This window comes from Desulfofalx alkaliphila DSM 12257, assembly GCF_000711975.1.
GTDB classification, from domain to species: Bacteria; Bacillota; Desulfotomaculia; order Desulfotomaculales; family Desulfohalotomaculaceae; genus Desulfofalx; species Desulfofalx alkaliphila.
Map to the genome: position 1 here is coordinate 30402 of NZ_JONT01000009.1, position 16930 is coordinate 47331.

The following is a 16930-nucleotide window of genomic DNA, read 5'->3' on the forward strand; positions in this document are numbered from 1 at the left end:
AGGGTCTAATATGGGTTTTTTTAATCGTTTAAAAGAGGGTTTATCTAAAACCCGTAAGAGTTTTGTGGAAAAGGTGGAACAAATTGTAGTTGGCCGCAAGAGTATTGATGAAGACCTCTATGAAGAATTAGAAGAGGCATTGATCCAGGCCGATGTGGGTGTCACCACTGCCATTGATCTGGTGGAACGGGTAAGGGAGGGTGTTAGGTTTCGAAAAATTAAAGATGCATCCAAATTAAAGGATATTTTTCAGGAGGAATTGGAGCGTGTCATTGGCAATCAAACAGCTCCGGTTAATATTAACCCAGACGGATTAACGGTAATTTTGGTGGTGGGGGTAAACGGTGTCGGTAAAACCACCACCATTGGAAAACTGGCCCACTATTATAAAAACCAAGGCAAAAAGGTGATGTTGGCCGCAGGTGATACCTTCCGGGCGGCAGCCATCGATCAAATAGAAATATGGAGCAACAGGGTAGGGGTGGAATTAATTAAACATAGCGAAGGCGCTGATCCCGGGGCAGTTGCCTATGATGCCGTTCAAGCCGCCAAGTCAAGGAAAAGTGACATTTTACTGATAGATACGGCGGGCAGACTGCACACCAAAAGCAATTTAATGGAGGAACTGAAAAAAATACACCGCATTGTAAACAGGGAGATTCCCGATGCACCCCACGAAACGCTCTTGGTGTTAGATGCCACCACCGGTCAAAATGCCATCAGCCAAGCTAAAATATTTGGCGAGGCCGTCAATGTTACCGGTATAGCCCTTACAAAGCTGGACGGTACCGCCAAGGGCGGGGTTGTGGTGGCCATTAAAAACAGTTTGCGGATACCGGTTAAATTCATCGGCGTCGGAGAAGGAATGGATGATTTACAACCCTTTGCCCCCCAACAATTTGTGGCTGCTCTGTATGGGTTGGAGGAAGAAGAATAATTGACAAGGGATAAAAATTTTTGGCATTACCCACGTCTTGTTGCAGTGACATGCATGTGGGCCGGTGCCTTTGTGGCGGCAAGATATACAGTGGAAGATCTTCCCCCCTTTACGGTGGCCTTTTTGCGATTTGCCATGGCCGCGGCCTTGCTGTGGGCTCTCCTATTGCTAACTGAGAGGCCCCGGGTTAAGGTGAAATCCAATCACTGGCCCTTGATGATCCTATTGGGTGCCACCGGGATTTTTACATATAATGCACTGTTTTTTATCAGTTTGCAATACACCACTGCAATCAACGGCTCCTTGATTGTTGCCTCTAATCCGGTGGTGACCACCTTGATGGCTGTTATTATACTGCGGGAAGCCGTTGCCGGCCGTCAGGTGGTGGGAATATTTGTCTCCTTTACAGGGGTAGCCATGGTGGTAAGCGGGGGGAATCCGGACCTCCTGTTGAATATGACCTTTAACCGGGGAGATTTAATTATGTTGGGCGCTCCCCTTGCCTGGGCCTTATACTCTGTTTTTGGGAAAAAGGTTATGGACTACTATTCTCCACTTATGGCCACTACCTATGCCTGTGTAATTGGGGCCGTAATTCTGTTTCCCTTTGCCCTCTGGGAAGGACACAGCTGGTGGACCATATCCCCTGCCGCATGGGGTGCCATAGCTTATATGGCAGTTTTTGCTTCGGTAATCGGCTTTTTCTGGTGGTACCGCGGGGTTAAGGCTTTGGGGGCCGGCCGCGCTTCAATTTTTATTAATCTTGTTCCCCTGTGGACCATGGTGCAGGCGGGCATAATTCTGCAGGAAAGTATTGCTCTGCCCCAATTAATGGGGGCGGGATTAATAATATCGGGTGTATACCTGACCACCGGAAGGCTCAGTGTAAAAAGGGAACAAGTGGCGTTAAAGAATGATATTTAAGAATATAAATTGACAGCGGTGTATTTTTTACACCGCTGTCATTATTATGCCCGTTCAATTCTCACTGCGCATACCTTTAGGGACGGTATTTTAGAGACAGGGTCACGCTTAGGGTTGGTCAATTGGTTGATGGGCACCGCAGGGAAGTGGAAGGAAGAAAACACCGTTCCCGCTGGCGTGGTATCGGTTATTTTCACCGTGACTGTTACGGACCCGCGGCGGGAAATTACCCTGGCTCTGTCGCCGTCTTTTAATTTCAACTGTTCCGCATCAGCGGGGTTTATTTCTAAAAGTTCTTGGGGGCAATGCTCTTTTAGCATACTTACCCTACCGCTCATTGTGCCGGTGTGGTAGTGATATAAGCGTCTGCCGGTGTTTAGCAGCAGCGGGTACTCACTGTCTATGGTTTCTGTAGGCGGCAAATATTCCACCGGGTGGAATTTTCCCAATCCCCGGATGAATTTGCCTTGGTGCAGGGTAGGTGTGCCCGGGTGTTCCTTATTGGGGCAGGGCCATTGCAATCCACCGCTCTCCAAGCGGGAATAAGATACTCCCCTGTAGGAGGGGATAAGGGCGGTGGCTTCCTCCATAATTTCTTCCGGTGTTTGATAATCCATTGTATAGCCCATTGCCTTTGCCAGCAGGCAAATTATTTCCCAGTCTGCCTTGCTGCTGCCCACCGGCTCTATTGCCTTTCGCACCCGCTGCACCCGGCGTTCGGTGTTGGTAAAGGTACCGTCTTTTTCAGCAAAACTTGCAGCGGGTAGAATAACATCGGCCATTTTTGCCGTTTCGGTAAGAAAAATATCCTGCACCACCAAAAAATCCAGCTGACTTAAGGCAGCTTCCACCTGCTTGGCATCGGCATCGGAAAGCACAGGGTTTTCTCCCATGATGTACATTGCCTTAATTTTACCCGACCCGGCACCCTCCATCATTTCGCCAATTGTTAATCCCGGTGTACCTGGCAAACCATGGACCTTCCAGGCGGTGGCAAATTCGTTTCTAATCTCCTTTGAGGTGATGGGCCGGTAACCGGGCAGCAGGTCGGGCAGTGCGCCCATGTCGCAGGCACCTTGTACGTTGTTCTGCCCCCGCAGTGGGTTTACTCCGCTGAATTTTTTACCCACCTGGCCGCACAGCAGTGCCAAATTGGCCACTGCCAAAACATTGTTGGTGCCATAGCTGTGCTGGGTGATGCCCATGGTGTAAAGTATCGTTGCGTTTTTAGCAGTGGCATAGTCCCGGGCCACCAGTTTGACTGTTTCGGCCGGGATGCCGGTCAGTTTTTCCACCCGCCGGGGGGTGTATTCCTTAACGGCTTGTTTAAAGGACTCAAAGTTTTCAGTGCCTTGGGCCACAAATTCTTTATTCCAAAGCTCTTCTTCAATAATAAGGTGGGCCAGGCCGTTTAGCAGTGCCACGTCACTGCCTGGCTTCAATGGCAAATGATAATGGGCCAATTGAGCAAGTTCAGTTTTCCGCGGATCCACCACTGCCAGTTTTGCGCCCTGGCGCAGGGCCTTTTTCACCTGAAGGCCAATGATGGGGTGGGTTTCGGTGGTGTTTGTGCCCAGGGCCAATATGAAGTTTGCACCGGCTATGTCACTGATGCTGTTGGTCATTGCCCCGCTGCCAAATGCTGCCGCCAGACCGGCGACGGTGGGGGCGTGTCAGAGGCGGGCACAGTGGTCAATGTTATTTGTGCCGAGTACCGCCCTGGTAAATTTTTGCAGCAGATAGTTCTCTTCATTGGTGCAGCGGGCGGAACTTAGCACAGCCAAAGAGTCTGCACCATATGCCTTTTTAATGGAGCTTAATCTCTTTGCCACCAATGAAATGGCCTCATCCCAACCGGCTTCCACAAAGCGCCCATTTTTTTTAATGAGTGGGCTTTTTAAACGATCCGGGTGATTAATAAAACGATAGCCAAAACGACCCTTTACGCATAGGGCCAGCCCGTTAACTTCACCGTCACAGGAAGTGACCCCAACAACCCGGTTATCTTTGACGTTCAATTCCAAACCGCATCCAACACCACAGTAGGGGCAGATTGTTTTAGTCTTTCTCACTTCCCAGCTGCGGACCCTGCTGCGAAAGTCCTTTTCCTGCAGTGCTCCCACAGGGCATACTGCCACACAATTTCCGCAAAATACACATTCTGACCGGCCAAGGGATTTATCCATGGCTGTTGCAATTTTGGTGTCGGTACCCCGGTAGGCAAAATCTATCACCGTGTTGCCTTGTATCTCTGTGCACACGGCCACACACTTGCCGCAAAGAATACATTTGTTCATATCCCTAACAATAAAGGGGTTGTCATCTTCAATGGGATATTTCTCTTTATTGCCTGAAAAACAGCTGCCTTTAACCTTGTACATGAAAGCGTAATCCTGCAGGCGGCATTGGCCGCTTTTACCGCAGGTGAGGCAGTCTTGGGGGTGACTAGCCAGCAATAACTCTATAATTGTTTTGCGGGCTTCAATTACTGCAGTTGAATCCGTCCAAACCGCCATGCCCTCCCACACCTTGGTGGCGCAGGATACCTTTAAATCCTTAACATTTTCAACTTCCACCACACAGATGCGGCAACAGGCTGAATTGGTTAATTCCTTTTGATGGCATAGGGTAGGGATAAAAATGTTTAGCTGTTTTGCTGCATCCAAAATGGTGCTGCCAACAGGTACGGTGACAGGGCGTCCATTGATTGTTAACGATACGGTTGACAAGATAATTCCTCCTTCAGCAGCACTATTTCTTGACTATGGCATTAAACTTGCACCTCTGCCTGCAGTTGTCACACTTAATACATTTGGCGGTATCAATGGCATGGGGCTTTTTCTTTTCACCGCCGATGGCCGCTACGGGACAAGAGCGGGCACATAGGCCGCAGCCGATACACTTGTCCCTTTCAATACTGTAAACCAATAAATTAGAACAAACACCGGCGGGGCACCGCTTATCAAATATGTGGGCTCGGTATTCATCAATAAAGTATTTTAGGGTGCTCAATACCGGGTTAGGGGCACTTTGACCCAATCCGCACAGGGAGGTGGAGCTAATTACCCTAGCCAATCGCTCCAACTGCTCCAAATGCTCCGGCTGTCCTCTGCCTTCACATATCCGGCTGAGGATATCTAACATGGCACCGGTTCCCTGCCGACAGGGGGTACACTTGCCGCAGGACTCTGCCTGGGTAAATTTTAAGAAAAACCGGGCCAGGTCTACCATACAGGTACCTTCATCCAGCACCACCAAACCACCTGAGCCCATCATGGCGCCCACCTCATTTAGCGACTGATAATCCACCGGCTTATCTAAATATTGTTCCGGTATGCAGCCCCCTGAGGGTCCGCCGGCCTGAACGGCTTTAAATTTCCGGTTGTTGAGAATGCCTCCGCCTATGTCAAAGATGATATGCCGCAGGCTTGTCCCCATGGGAACCTCCACCAGGCCGGTGTTTACTACCTGGCCGGTCAGTGAAAAAATTTTAGTGCCGCTACTGTTTGCAGTGCCGATGGTGGCGTATTCTTTGCCGCCCATCTGAATAATTTTGGGCACGTTGGCAAAGGTTTCCACGTTATTCAGTGTGGTGGGTTTTCCCCAGAGGCCTTTTTCGGTGGTGCGGCCTCTTTTGAATTTTGGCATACCCCGTTTGCCCTCTATGGATGCAATTAATGCGGTGCCTTCCCCGCATACAAAGGCTCCGGCACCGGCTTTAATTTTTATATGAAAGTTAAACCCGGTGTTTAAAATGTTATCTCCTAAAAAACCATGTTTGACCGCCTGGGAAATGGCAATATTTAGCCGCTTTATTGCCATTGGGTACTCGGCACGCACATAGATATAGCCCTTATCTGCACCGGTGGCGAAACCGCAGATGGCCATACCTTCCAGTACCGAGTGAGGATCACCTTCCAATATGCTGCGGTCCATAAATGCACCGGGGTCGCCTTCGTCGGCGTTGCAAACCACGTACCTCTGGTTGGTAATCTGGGCATTTAAGGCCCCCTGCCACTTTATACCGGTGGGGAAACCTGCACCGCCCCGGCCCCGCAGCCCTGAAGTTTTTATTTCATCCACCACCTCTTGTGGTGTCATGGCGGTCAGCACTTTTTTTAGTCCTTGATACCCCCCCACCGCCATGTAATCATTAATATCTTCCGGGTTGATTTTTCCACACTTGTCTAAAACTAATTTGTGCTGCAGACGGTAAAAGGGGATATTATCGTAACCGGCAACCGGTTGCCCCTTATTTTTATACAAGAGCTTGGCCACCGGCTGATTATTATATATTGATTTTAAAATAGCACTGACATCGGCTTCGGTAACCTTGGCGTAAAAAGTCTTATCCGGTTCGATGGTAACTATGGGACCTTGCTCACAAAAACCATGGCACCCAACGGGCTTTATTATTATTTTATCCTTTAGACCTTGTTTTTCTGCCTCGCTCTTTAGTAATTCCAATATTTTAAGTGAGCCGGAGGAGGTGCAGCCGCCGGTGCATACGCATACTGTTTTCTTCACCGCAATCTTCCTTTCGCCTGGCATTAGGGCCATGGGTTCATTTTTCTACATTCTTATTGAAACACATTTGAAAGACTTTGTTAAGTTATAAAACCACCGGGGGGTGGTTTTATAGTTGGCATTCCTTAATTACTTTGTTTTTTACAATGTCTATTAGCTTAACGGTGCCATCTTCTATTAAGGCTGCAGAATGAATGCCGTCCTTTGGCAGTGCTGTACTGCCGGGGTTGATTATAGTTAAATCATGGTACTTGGTAATACTTTTAATATGGGTGTGGCCGTAAATAAATATGTTGGCCTTAATTTTCTTGGCCATCTCAATATATTCACTGCTTTCTTTGGTAAAGCCATGGCATAAAAGTATTTTATAGCGATCTATATGTAAAAAGACATATGGGGTTTGGATGGGGTGATCAATGACCATTTGATCTACGTGGGCATCGCAGTTGCCCTGGGTAAAGACCATGTTATTCAGGGAATTAATTTTTTCTGCCAATTCCTTTGGATTATACCCTTGGGGCAGTGGGTTTCTGGGGCCGTGATACAAAATATCTCCCCCGTGAAGGATATAGCTGCAATCTCCCAAGGCTTTCAGTGCCATATTAAAGTACAGCAGGCTGCCGTGTGTGTCGCTGATTACTCCGATCTTCATAAAGTTTACCCTCCGAATTTATTTAATGTATCTTTATCAAGGTGGTCTTGGGCTGGGAAGCCCCCCATAATAAATTTGGTATAGGGCTACAAAATCCTTTTAATATGTTGGCTAATAAAAGAAAATATTAACCGGGAATTCATAAACCCGGCTTGGCTGCCGGTAATGAAATTGTTGGCAATATGAAAGGAAATTGTCGCCAACGGGGCGAATATTTGGTGAATAGGTAGGCATGCTATCTATAATTTTTAAATTGGAGGTATGTAAATGTCTGTTTCAATGGCAATCATTGGGGGAACAGGGGTATACGACCCCAACATCCTCTCAAATATTCGCGACGTAACAGTGGACACGCCTTACGGCCAGGTAACGGTGAAGGTGGGAGAGTACCAGGGGCGTGAGGTGGCTTTTATGAATCGTCACGGGGCCGGGCATTCGGTACCGCCACACTTAATTAATTACCGGGCTAACATTGCCGGTTTAAAAATTTTAGGGGTAAAAAGTATTTTGGCCACCGCTGCGGTGGGCTCCCTTAATACAGCCATGAAACCCGGGGACTTTGTTTTTGTAGATCAATTTTTAGATTTTACCAAATCACGGGTGCAGACCTTTTTTGAAGGGGGCGAGCAGGGGGTAATTCACGCAGACGTTACCGAGCCCTATTGTGCTGAAATGCGTAAGATAATGGCCCAGGTGGCTGAAAAGAATGGCTTAAGCTACCATCAGGGAGGGGTCTATGTAACCACCGAGGGGCCCCGGTTCGAAACACCGGCAGAGATTAAAATGTATCGTCAATTGGGTGGTGACCTGGTGGGTATGACCAGTGTGCCCGAGGTGGTGCTGGCCCGGGAGGCGGAGATGTGTTATGCCACCGTTTGCATGGTAACTAACTTTGCCGCCGGCATATCTCCCACTAACCTTACCCACCAAGAGGTTTTGGATGTGATGGCAGAAAATGCTGCAAACTTGCGGCAGTTAGCCATGGGCACCATGGCACTTTTAGCACCGGATCGACAGTGTACTTGTCACACTGCATTGGGTGGACCGATACATGAACTGCTGAAAGGATGATAGTCATTGAAAACAATGTTGTGGGAAGACGGGGCATTAAAAATACTTGATCAAACCAAATTGCCTGCGGTAACTGAGTATATAGTGGCAAGGGATGTAAAGACCGTTGCAGATGCCATTCGTCGGCTCAGTGTGCGGGGGGCACCGGCCATCGGCGCCGCTGCGGCCTACGGTGTGGTCATAGGGGCCAAGGCCATAAATGAGCCGGACCTAAATAAATTTATGGCTCAGTTAGAAAAGGTGGCAGTGGAACTGACCTCCACCCGCCCCACTGCGGTAAATTTACGGTGGGCAGTGGAGCGGATGTTAAACAAGGTAAGGGGACGCAGTGATTTAAGTACTGCTGACGCTAAGCAAATACTGTTGGAAGAGGCGCACAAAATCTTCTGTGAGGATTTAGAAGCCAATAGGCGGATGGGTGAACACGGCCAGCACTTAATACCCGACGGGGCCGGCATTATTACCCACTGCAATGCAGGGGCCCTGGCCACGGCCGGTTTTGGTACAGCCCTGGGGGTTATACGGGCAGCACACCGGGCCGGCAAAAAAATTCATGTTTACGCCGATGAAACCCGACCCTTGCTCCAGGGTGCGCGGTTAACGGCCTGGGAGATGAAACAGGAAGATATTCCTGTCACCTTAATTACAGACAACATGGCAGGTTACTTGATGTCCCAGGGAAAGGCGGACGTGGTAATTGTGGGGGCCGATCGGATTGCTGCCAACGGTGATGTGGCCAATAAAATTGGTACCTACAGTTTAGCTGTGCTGGCCCAAGCCCACGGCATCCCCTTTTATGTGGCCATTCCCCTTTCTACCTTAGATTTAAGTTTGCCATCGGGGGATCAAATACCCATTGAACAAAGGGCAGAGGATGAGGTAACTAGCTTTGGGGGCACCCAGGTGGCACCTGCCGGTGTTAAGGTGTGGAACCCGGCCTTTGATGTTACCCCTAACAGATTGGTCACTGCCATCATCACTGAGCGTGGTGTAGTGCGGCCGCCCTACAATGAAAATTTACGCCGCATTGTGGAAGAAGGGGACTATCTATCTGACGATATATGTATCGGGGCAAATCCCGCAAAATAGTACAGGAGGGTAAATATGCAAAATTACTTAGTTAGGGACATCAACCTGGCCCCCGAGGGGCGACTGAAAATAGATTGGGTCAGAGCTCATATGCCGGTACTTAATGCCATTCGGGAAGAATTTGTCCGGGAACAGCCCTTTAAAGGCTTGAAGATTGCAGTAAGCATTCACCTGGAGGCCAAAACCGCCTACCTGGCAGAGGTGTTGGCAGCAGGGGGGGCTGATGTTTCCATTTCCGGTTCTAACCCCTTGTCAACCCAAGACGACGTTGCTGCGGCCTTGGCCAAGGCCGGCATAAAAGTATATTCCTGGTACCGGGCCACCGATGAAGAATACAAAGATCATTTACTTAGAGTATTGGATAATAAGCCGGACCTTGTCATTGACGACGGGGGAGATTTGATACACCTCTTGCACACCGAGCGCAGGCATTTAATTGCTAACATTAAAGGCGGCTGTGAAGAAACCACCACCGGCGTGCTGAGGTTGCGCTCACTTGAACGGGAAGGTAAGCTGGGCTTTCCCATGATTGCCGTTAACGATGCTTACTGTAAGTATTTATTTGATAATCGCTATGGCACCGGGGAATCTGTTTGGTCGGGGATTATGCGCACCACCAATTTAATTACCGCCGGCAAAACTGCTGTGGTAATGGGCTACGGATGGTGTGGTAAAGGTATTGCCATGCGGGCAAAGGGCCTGGGCGCCAAAGTGATTGTCACCGAAATAGATCCGGTAAAGGCCATAGAAGCCCATATGGATGGCTTTACAGTGATGAACAGTTTAGAGGCAGCAAAACACGGCCATATATTTATTACAGCCACCGGATGTAAAGATGTGCTGCAAGGTGAGCACTATGAAGTGATGCAGGATGGGGCAATTATGTGTAACGCCGGTCATTTCGATGTGGAAGTTAATAAGCCACAATTAAAAGAAAGGGCAGTTAAGGTCCGCACAGTGCGCAAGGATATTGAAGAATATGAGATGGCCGACGGCCGCAGGCTTTACCTCTTGGCTGAAGGAAGGTTGGTTAACCTGGCTGCCGGTGACGGCCACCCTGCGGAGATTATGGATATGTCCTTTGCCCTGCAAGCCTTGTCTGCCAAATATGTGCTGGAACAGGCAGGTAGCTTAGAGAACCGGGTTTACGATGTTCCGGCAGAAATTGATGCCCGGGTGGCCAACATTAAACTGGAGTCCATGGGCATTAAAATTGATAAGCTCACACCCGAACAGGCAAAATATATCAATGCCTGGAATCATGCCCAGTAATCTGCTGATGTTGGGTGGTGCAAGTATTGGCAGTTAAATTGACGGTGGAAGAAGCCAGGGAAAAGGTAGCTAAAATGGGCCAAAAAATAGGTGCATCCAGTTTGGTGCTGGGCACCTGGGGAAATATTTCCTGTTATCTGCCCCAAGAAGAGCTGGTGGTCATTACCCCCAGCGGAGTGGCATACGAAAATATGAGGCCTGACATGACAGTGGTGGTAAATATAGACGGTGGGGTGGAAAAGGGAGAGCTAAGGCCTTCCAGTGAAATTAAAATCCACTTGGCCGTTTACAAGGAGCGGGCCGATATTGGAGCCATAGTTCATACGCACAGCATGTATGCCAGCGCCCTTGCGGTGTCAGGCATACCCATTCCACCCATATTGGAAGATATGGCTGCATTAATAGGCGGTGGGGTGCCGGTGGCAGAGTATGCCAGGGCCGGAAGCCGGCGGCTGGCTGAGAATGTAGCCAAGGTAATGGGAAAGACCAATGCGGTCTTAATGGCCAATCATGGGGTGCTGGCATTTGGTAGGGATTTACAGGAAGCAATGAATACCGCCGTGATGGTGGAAAGGTGTGCCCAAATATACGCCGTTGCCCTGCAAGTTGGCAAACCCACTGCCATAGATGAGGGTGATGTGCTTGCTTTAAGGCAGTTCTACCTTAACCAATATGGGCAAAGATAATATAGGGAGGTACATATGTGTCTAATATAATTATTAGAAATGCAGATATTGTCACCATGGATAAAGAGAGCGGCATTATATCAAAGGGTGAGATACATATATCGGACGGTACCATACAGTGGTTGGGCCAAGGGTCTTTGGCCCCTGAAGATTTTTCTGCCGATATAGAAATTGACGGCAGCGACATGGTGGCCATGCCCGGCTTTATAAACTGCCACACCCATGCGGCCATGACCCTATTGAGGGGTTATGCAGACGACCTGGAGCTGATGGAGTGGTTAAACGAAAAAATATGGCCCCTTGAAGCCAAATTAACCGGCGAAGATATTTATTATGGCAGTTTATTGGCCTGTATAGAGATGATAAAATCCGGCACCACCACCTTTGCGGACATGTACTTTTTCATGGATCAGGTTGCCAAGGCCACAGGTGAAAGCGGCATGAGGGCGGTATTATCCCGAGGTCTCATTGGCATTGCCCCCCATGGAATGCAAGCCCTGGAAGAAAACAAAGAGTTTATCAAACAGTATCACCTTTCTTCTGCCGGAAGGATTACCGCCATGTTCGGTGCCCACGCTCCGTACACCTGCCCCCCTGAATACTTGGAAAAGGTGATGGAAGCAGCCGATGAATTGAAGGTAGGTATACATATTCACCTGGCTGAGACCTTGACGGAACACCGGGATATTTTAAAGCAGTACGGAAAGACACCCATTCAACATGTGGACAGCCTGGGATTGTTTAATTACCATACCATTGGTGCCCATTGTGTGCATGTGGACGATACAGACATCAAAATACTGGCTGATAAAAATGTCGGTGTGGCACACAACCCGGAAAGCAACATGAAACTGGCCAGTGGCATAGCACCGGTCAATAAAATGATTCAGGCGGGCGTAACGGTGGGCTTGGGTACTGACGGTGCCTCCAGCAACAATAACCTTGACATGTTGGAAGAGATGCGCAGTGCCACACTGTTACAAAAGGTATCTACCATGGATCCCACTGTACTGCCGGCCTATGATGCACTGGAAATGGCCACGGCAAAGGGAGCCAAGGTGCTGGGCTTAGAGGAGCAGGTGGGCCGACTTAAACCGGGCATGCGGGCGGATTTGATACTGGTGGATTTTAACAAGCCGCACCTATACCCTAGGCACGATGTTTATGCCCACCTGGTATATGCAGCCCAAAGTTCCGATGTGGATACTGTAATTATAGACGGCCAATTGGTGATGCAGAACCGAAAGGTGCTTACCGTAGATGAAGAAGAGGTGCTAAGAAAAGTAAAAGAATGTACCGAAAGGCTAATATCCTAGAAATAAACTTGGCTTGGCACCATATAAGACTAGGCTAGCTTGCTGGCTTAGTCTTACAATGCTTTTAGGAAGCATTATTTAGTATTGAGGTTTCAGTGATACTGTTTAAGGGTAATGGGAATTTATGTCAACATTTTATAGTTTGGGAAGTCTTGTATTCGGTCTTATAGCATGGATTGTTCCATTTATGGCAATAAGCCGGTATAACGGAAAAACAAACAGTATGGTTTTTTGTCCCCTCAGCTTTAGCTGTTGTGCCATAGCGCTGGTTTTGCAAATATTTGAAATTAAGCACCGGGTACAGATTGAAGATTGGGCTGCAATTATGGATACAATTGGCCCATTGTCATGGGTGTCTGTGATACTTGTGGTAATAACAATTTTTCTTAATGTTATTGCAATCAATATTCGCAAAACAAACAATTAAATGTAATTAAACGTAATAAGCAAATTGCTCGCAAGCTCAACAAAAGCCCTGGGAGCAAAATAAGCACCAGCATATGCTGGTGCTATAATTTTTCTATTTTCAAAATTATGGAGACCGGAATTGTAGTGGCCCACGACCCTACCGGTCTTTATTTTCTTCTCAGGGAGTTAAATATTGTTTTAGCACTGGAAGTGGCTATGCTGATAAAACCTTTATGGGAGCTTAAAATATCCTCCAAGGCCCCTATAACCTTATCCAGTTGCTGATATTCCACAATAAGCGGTGGTTCTAAGCGAATTACATTGGGGTTGTTTAGGGTGTAGGCGGTGATAATACCGTGCTTATTAAGCAACTGCCCGGCAACTAAACTGCCCATGTACTCTTCTGAAAGCTTGTTAACCACACCTAAAGTAGCCTTTGTTGCAAATCCCTTGGGTTGGGCGAACTCTATGCCAATCAATAAGCCGCGGCCCCGCACATCGGCTAAGAGCGGATATTTTTCCTTTAAAACATTTAATTTGCCAATAAAATATTCACCCTTTTCCTTGGCTTGATTAACCAGATCTTCCTTGTACAAGGTTTCAATGGTGGACAGGGCGGCGGCGCAAGCCATGGTATTGCCGCCAAAGGTAGAGGTGTGCAGGGTTGCCTTTTCAATACTGCCATAGGCCCGTTGCCAAATTTCATCGGTGGTAACATATGCTCCGATGGGCATCATTCCTCCGCCTAAAGCTTTGGCCAGGCATAAAATATCGGGTACCACCTTTTCCTGCTCACAGGCAAACATAGTTCCCGTGCGTCCCATTCCTGTTTGCACCTCATCGGCAATAAACAGGGCGCCGTATTTATGGCAAAGTTCTTTGGCCTCAGCAAGGTAACCGGCAGGGGGTTCAATGATGCCGCCTTCACCTTGAATGGGTTCGGTGATAAATGCCGCAATGTCATTACTTTTAAGTAGGCCTCTTAGTGTATCCAAGTCGCCAAAGGGTACGGCGGTGCATCCTGTCAGCAGTGGTTGGAAGGTTTTTTGATACTTTTCTCTACCGGTGACAGATAATGCTCCCAAGGTTTTTCCGTGAAAGGCGCCGTGGCAGTACAGCACCTTATGTCTGCCCGTTGAAGCCCGGGCCAGCTTTAGGGCCCCTTCCACCGCCTCAGCGCCGCTGTTGCCAAAGAAGCAGCGCTGTAAATTACCGGGCGTGATGGCAGCCAGGTTAGCGGCCAGTGCCCCGGTTAGTGTATTTAAAGAGGCCTGTAAGATGTTGGGAATTCCCTTTACCCTTTCCAAGGCTTTAATAACGGCCGGATGGTTGTGTCCTAAATTCAGTGAACCGTAACCGCCTAAAAAGTCCAGATACTCTTTACCGTCACTGTCCCAAACACTGACGCCCTGGGCCCTTACATATTGGGAGTCGAAATTTAATAAACCCATCAGTGAAGCCAGGCTGGCATTAACATATTTTTTGTGTAAATTGCGAACTTCCTCTCGGTTTAGTGCCAATGCCTCTTCAAAACTGAGAAGATTTTCGGGAATCTTGTTTGTAGTCATAAATAAATTAACCTCCTGGGGAAAGTCTGACCCTTTTTTAATTCTGCCAAACATGGCCAATTTCCTTTAAATAAGTTTAAAGAAAGATTACTTGACAGCAGCCTCTTATTTCAGTAAAATCTTTGTGTAAAGTGCATTACCTTTATAGGCACGGAGGCCGAAATGGAAAAAGTCATTTGGATTACCCTACTGTTCGACTTTTACGGCCAACTGCTCACCGAGCGCCAGCAGCGCTTTGTTGAACTATACTATGGCCAAGATTTTTCCTTGGGCGAAATAGCTGAAGAGTACGGCGTTACCCGGCAAGCGGTACATGATACATTAAAAAGGGCTGAAAAAACACTTACCGGCTATGAGGAAAAATTGCAGTTGGTAAAAAAATTCATGGACGAGCGAAAAAAAATATCCGATGCACTGAAACTGCTCAGGGATTTCCGCCAGGACCAAAACCCCCATCATCTGGAAAAGATGGAAGATATATTAACCGAGATTAGTAGGCTGCACGAAGAGTAATGGGGTAAAGCAGGAGGTGCTGTTTGATGTTTCAAAGTCTGTCTGAAAGACTGCAGGCAACCTTTAAAAAACTAAAGGGCAAAGGTAACCTGACAGAAACCGATGTAAACGAGGCAATGCGTGAAGTGCGGGTGGCACTTTTAGAAGCGGACGTCAACTTTAAGGTTGTTAAAGAGTTTGTGGCGTCGGTAAAAGAAAAGGCCGTCGGCCAGGATGTGATGAGCAGTTTAACACCGGGACAGCAGGTAGTAAAAATAGTGCGGGATGAACTGGTAGAACTTTTAGGTGGCACCCAAAGCAAAATTAATTTGGCACCTAAGCCACCCACCGTATTAATGCTGGTGGGCCTGCAGGGTTCCGGAAAAACCACCACCTGTGGCAAGTTGGCCAACAACTTAAGGAAAGCTGGGCGCCGTCCACTTTTAGTTGCTGCCGATGTCTACCGTCCTGCTGCCATCAAACAACTTGAGGTGCTGGGCAAACAATTGGATATACCGGTGTTTTCCATGGGGCAGCAAAACCCCGTGGATATAGCTAAGGCAGCAATAGAAAACGCCAACAGCACCGGTCGCGACCTGGTAATAATAGACACCGCCGGCCGTCTGCACATCAATGAGGAATTGATGGCTGAATTGGAAGGGATTAAGGCTGCTGTCAAACCCCACGAGATACTGCTGGTGGTGGATGCCATGACAGGTCAGGATGCGGTTAATGTTGCAGAGTCATTTAACAATAAGTTGGGCCTTGACGGCATAGTAATGACCAAACTGGACGGGGATACCAGGGGCGGTGCGGCATTATCCGTTCGTAAGGTAACCGGAACACCTATAAAGTATGTGGGTGTAGGTGAAAAACTGGACGCCCTGGAGCCCTTCCATCCCGATCGTATGGCTGATCGTATATTGGGCATGGGTGATGTGTTAACTCTTATTGAGAAGGCCCAGGCCACCATGGATGCCGAGCAGGCGGCACAACTTTCCCATAAACTGAAGACGGCAGAATTTTCTCTGGAAGACTTCTTAGTCCAAATGCAGCAAGTAAGGAACATGGGCCCCCTGGATCAAATTTTAGGTATGATTCCGGGAATGAATAAACTAAAGGGGTTAAAAGATCAAATAGACGAAAAGGAACTGGTCTATGTGGAGGCAATTATAAGATCCATGACCCCCTATGAACGCCGGCATCCTGAAAAGATTAACGGCAGCAGAAGGAGAAGGATTGCTGCCGGCAGCGGTACAAAGGTACAGGATGTTAACCGCCTGTTAAAACAGTTTGAACAAACCCGCAAAATGTTTAAGCAAATAGGCAACATGGAAAAAAGTGTTAAGAAAGGGAAGAAAATTAGACTGCCCTTCCCTTTTTAAAGGTTAGTTATTAGTACATTATTTAAAGGAGGTGACATCTTTGGCAACTAAAATTCGCTTAAAAAGAATGGGTGCAAAAAAAGCTCCATTTTACCGTATAGTGGTGGCAGATTCACGTTTCCCCCGCGATGGTCGTTTCATTGAGGAAATTGGTTATTATGATCCTCTAAAAAAGCCCGTTGTTATCAAGGTTGATAAAGAAAAGGCACAGGACTGGCTTAAAAAGGGTGCCCAGCCCTCTGAAACAGTTAAATCTTTGTTTTATAAAGCCGGTGTGCTGGAGAAGGCTGCCGGTGAGGGTCAGCAATAGGGAGGGTGCTTAATAGTATGAAAGAATTAGTTGAAATTTTAGCCAAAGCCCTCGTTGACCAACCGGACAAGGTTGATGTCAAGGTGATTGAAAAAGAAAAAATAGTACAAATTGAGCTGAGAGTAGCCCCTGAAGATATGGGCAAGGTGATTGGTAAGCAAGGCAGAATAGCCCGGGCTATTCGTGCGGTGGTTAAAGCCGCTGCCACCAAGCAACGCAAGAAAGTATCAGTGGAAATAGTATAAAAAGGGGGGCGAATGCCCCCTTTTCTTCTATTGTCAGTGTCTACTTAA

Annotated in this window: 16 protein-coding genes; 12 read left to right on the forward strand and 4 right to left on the reverse strand. The window is 47.9% G+C overall.

From position 1 onward, the window contains the following. Positions 1–10 precede the first annotated feature (10 nt). Together ftsY and BR02_RS0106310 are read left to right on the forward strand one after the other, a co-directional pair. Positions 11–937 (forward strand): signal recognition particle-docking protein FtsY, encoded by a 927-nt coding sequence (gene ftsY, locus BR02_RS0106305; protein WP_031515315.1) that lies wholly within the window; start codon positions 11–13, stop codon positions 935–937. Beyond that, entirely contained in the window at positions 938–1861 is a 924-nt protein-coding gene (locus tag BR02_RS0106310; protein ID WP_051688159.1) for a DMT family transporter, read from the forward strand. 44 nt (positions 1862–1905) lie between these two features. Here BR02_RS0106310 and fdhF read toward each other — a convergent pair whose 3' ends face one another. The 3 genes from fdhF to yfcE all read right to left on the reverse strand — a co-directional run bounded on the left by fdhF (position 1906) and on the right by yfcE (position 7040). Continuing rightward, positions 1906–4590, reverse strand: a complete 2685-nt coding sequence (fdhF, locus tag BR02_RS15065) for a formate dehydrogenase subunit alpha (protein WP_114638812.1) — start codon at positions 4588–4590, stop codon at positions 1906–1908. Positions 4591–4612: 22 nt separating this feature from the next. Further along, positions 4613–6388 carry an NADH-ubiquinone oxidoreductase-F iron-sulfur binding region domain-containing protein gene (locus tag BR02_RS0106325; RefSeq protein WP_420795382.1) on the reverse strand — a complete coding sequence of 592 codons (1776 nt, stop codon included), beginning with the start codon at positions 6386–6388 and terminating at the stop codon, positions 4613–4615. Between the two features lie 109 nt (positions 6389–6497). Further along, positions 6498–7040, reverse strand: coding sequence for a phosphodiesterase (yfcE, locus tag BR02_RS0106330; RefSeq protein ID WP_031515324.1), 543 nt, complete (start codon positions 7038–7040; stop codon positions 6498–6500). 267 nt (positions 7041–7307) lie between these two features. On the opposite strand from yfcE, the gene mtnP reads away from it, so the two are divergent. From mtnP to BR02_RS0106360, 6 genes are all read left to right on the forward strand, one after another. Further along, entirely contained in the window at positions 7308–8111 is an 804-nt protein-coding gene (gene mtnP / locus BR02_RS0106335; protein WP_031515326.1) for an S-methyl-5'-thioadenosine phosphorylase, read from the forward strand. Between the two features lie 6 nt (positions 8112–8117). Continuing rightward, positions 8118–9200 (forward strand): S-methyl-5-thioribose-1-phosphate isomerase, encoded by a 1083-nt coding sequence (gene mtnA / locus BR02_RS0106340; protein ID WP_114638814.1) that lies wholly within the window; start codon positions 8118–8120, stop codon positions 9198–9200. A gap of 15 nt (positions 9201–9215) precedes the next feature. After that, positions 9216–10472 (forward strand): adenosylhomocysteinase, encoded by a 1257-nt coding sequence (locus BR02_RS0106345; protein WP_031515330.1) that lies wholly within the window; start codon positions 9216–9218, stop codon positions 10470–10472. Between the two features lie 26 nt (positions 10473–10498). Beyond that, positions 10499–11158, forward strand: coding sequence for a class II aldolase/adducin family protein (locus BR02_RS0106350; protein ID WP_031515332.1), 660 nt, complete (start codon positions 10499–10501; stop codon positions 11156–11158). Between the two features lie 17 nt (positions 11159–11175). Next, positions 11176–12474 (forward strand): amidohydrolase, encoded by a 1299-nt coding sequence (locus BR02_RS0106355; protein ID WP_031515334.1) that lies wholly within the window; start codon positions 11176–11178, stop codon positions 12472–12474. Between the two features lie 187 nt (positions 12475–12661). After that, positions 12662–12901, forward strand: coding sequence for a hypothetical protein (locus BR02_RS0106360; protein WP_084170957.1), 240 nt, complete (start codon positions 12662–12664; stop codon positions 12899–12901). A gap of 148 nt (positions 12902–13049) precedes the next feature. On the opposite strand, the gene BR02_RS0106365 is transcribed toward BR02_RS0106360, so the two are convergent. Beyond that, positions 13050–14450 (reverse strand): aspartate aminotransferase family protein, encoded by a 1401-nt coding sequence (locus BR02_RS0106365; protein ID WP_031515339.1) that lies wholly within the window; start codon positions 14448–14450, stop codon positions 13050–13052. 162 nt (positions 14451–14612) lie between these two features. Here BR02_RS0106365 and ylxM point away from each other — a divergent pair, with 162 nt between their 5' ends. Genes ylxM through BR02_RS0106385 form a run of 4 tightly spaced genes read left to right on the forward strand, consistent with a single transcriptional unit; the run spans position 14613 to position 16882 of the window. Next, on the forward strand, positions 14613–14963 hold the full coding sequence (gene ylxM / locus BR02_RS0106370) for a YlxM family DNA-binding protein (RefSeq protein WP_031515341.1): 351 nt from the start codon (positions 14613–14615) through the stop codon (positions 14961–14963). A 26-nt stretch (positions 14964–14989) separates the two neighbouring features. Continuing rightward, positions 14990–16327, forward strand: a complete 1338-nt coding sequence (ffh, locus tag BR02_RS0106375) for a signal recognition particle protein (RefSeq protein WP_031515343.1) — start codon at positions 14990–14992, stop codon at positions 16325–16327. A gap of 40 nt (positions 16328–16367) precedes the next feature. Continuing rightward, the gene (gene rpsP, locus BR02_RS0106380; RefSeq protein ID WP_031515345.1) at positions 16368–16637 is read left to right on the forward strand and encodes a 30S ribosomal protein S16; all 270 of its coding nucleotides are present in this window, start codon (positions 16368–16370) and stop codon (positions 16635–16637) included. A gap of 17 nt (positions 16638–16654) precedes the next feature. Continuing rightward, on the forward strand, positions 16655–16882 hold the full coding sequence (locus tag BR02_RS0106385) for a KH domain-containing protein (protein ID WP_031515347.1): 228 nt from the start codon (positions 16655–16657) through the stop codon (positions 16880–16882). The last annotated feature ends 48 nt before the right edge of the window (positions 16883–16930 follow it).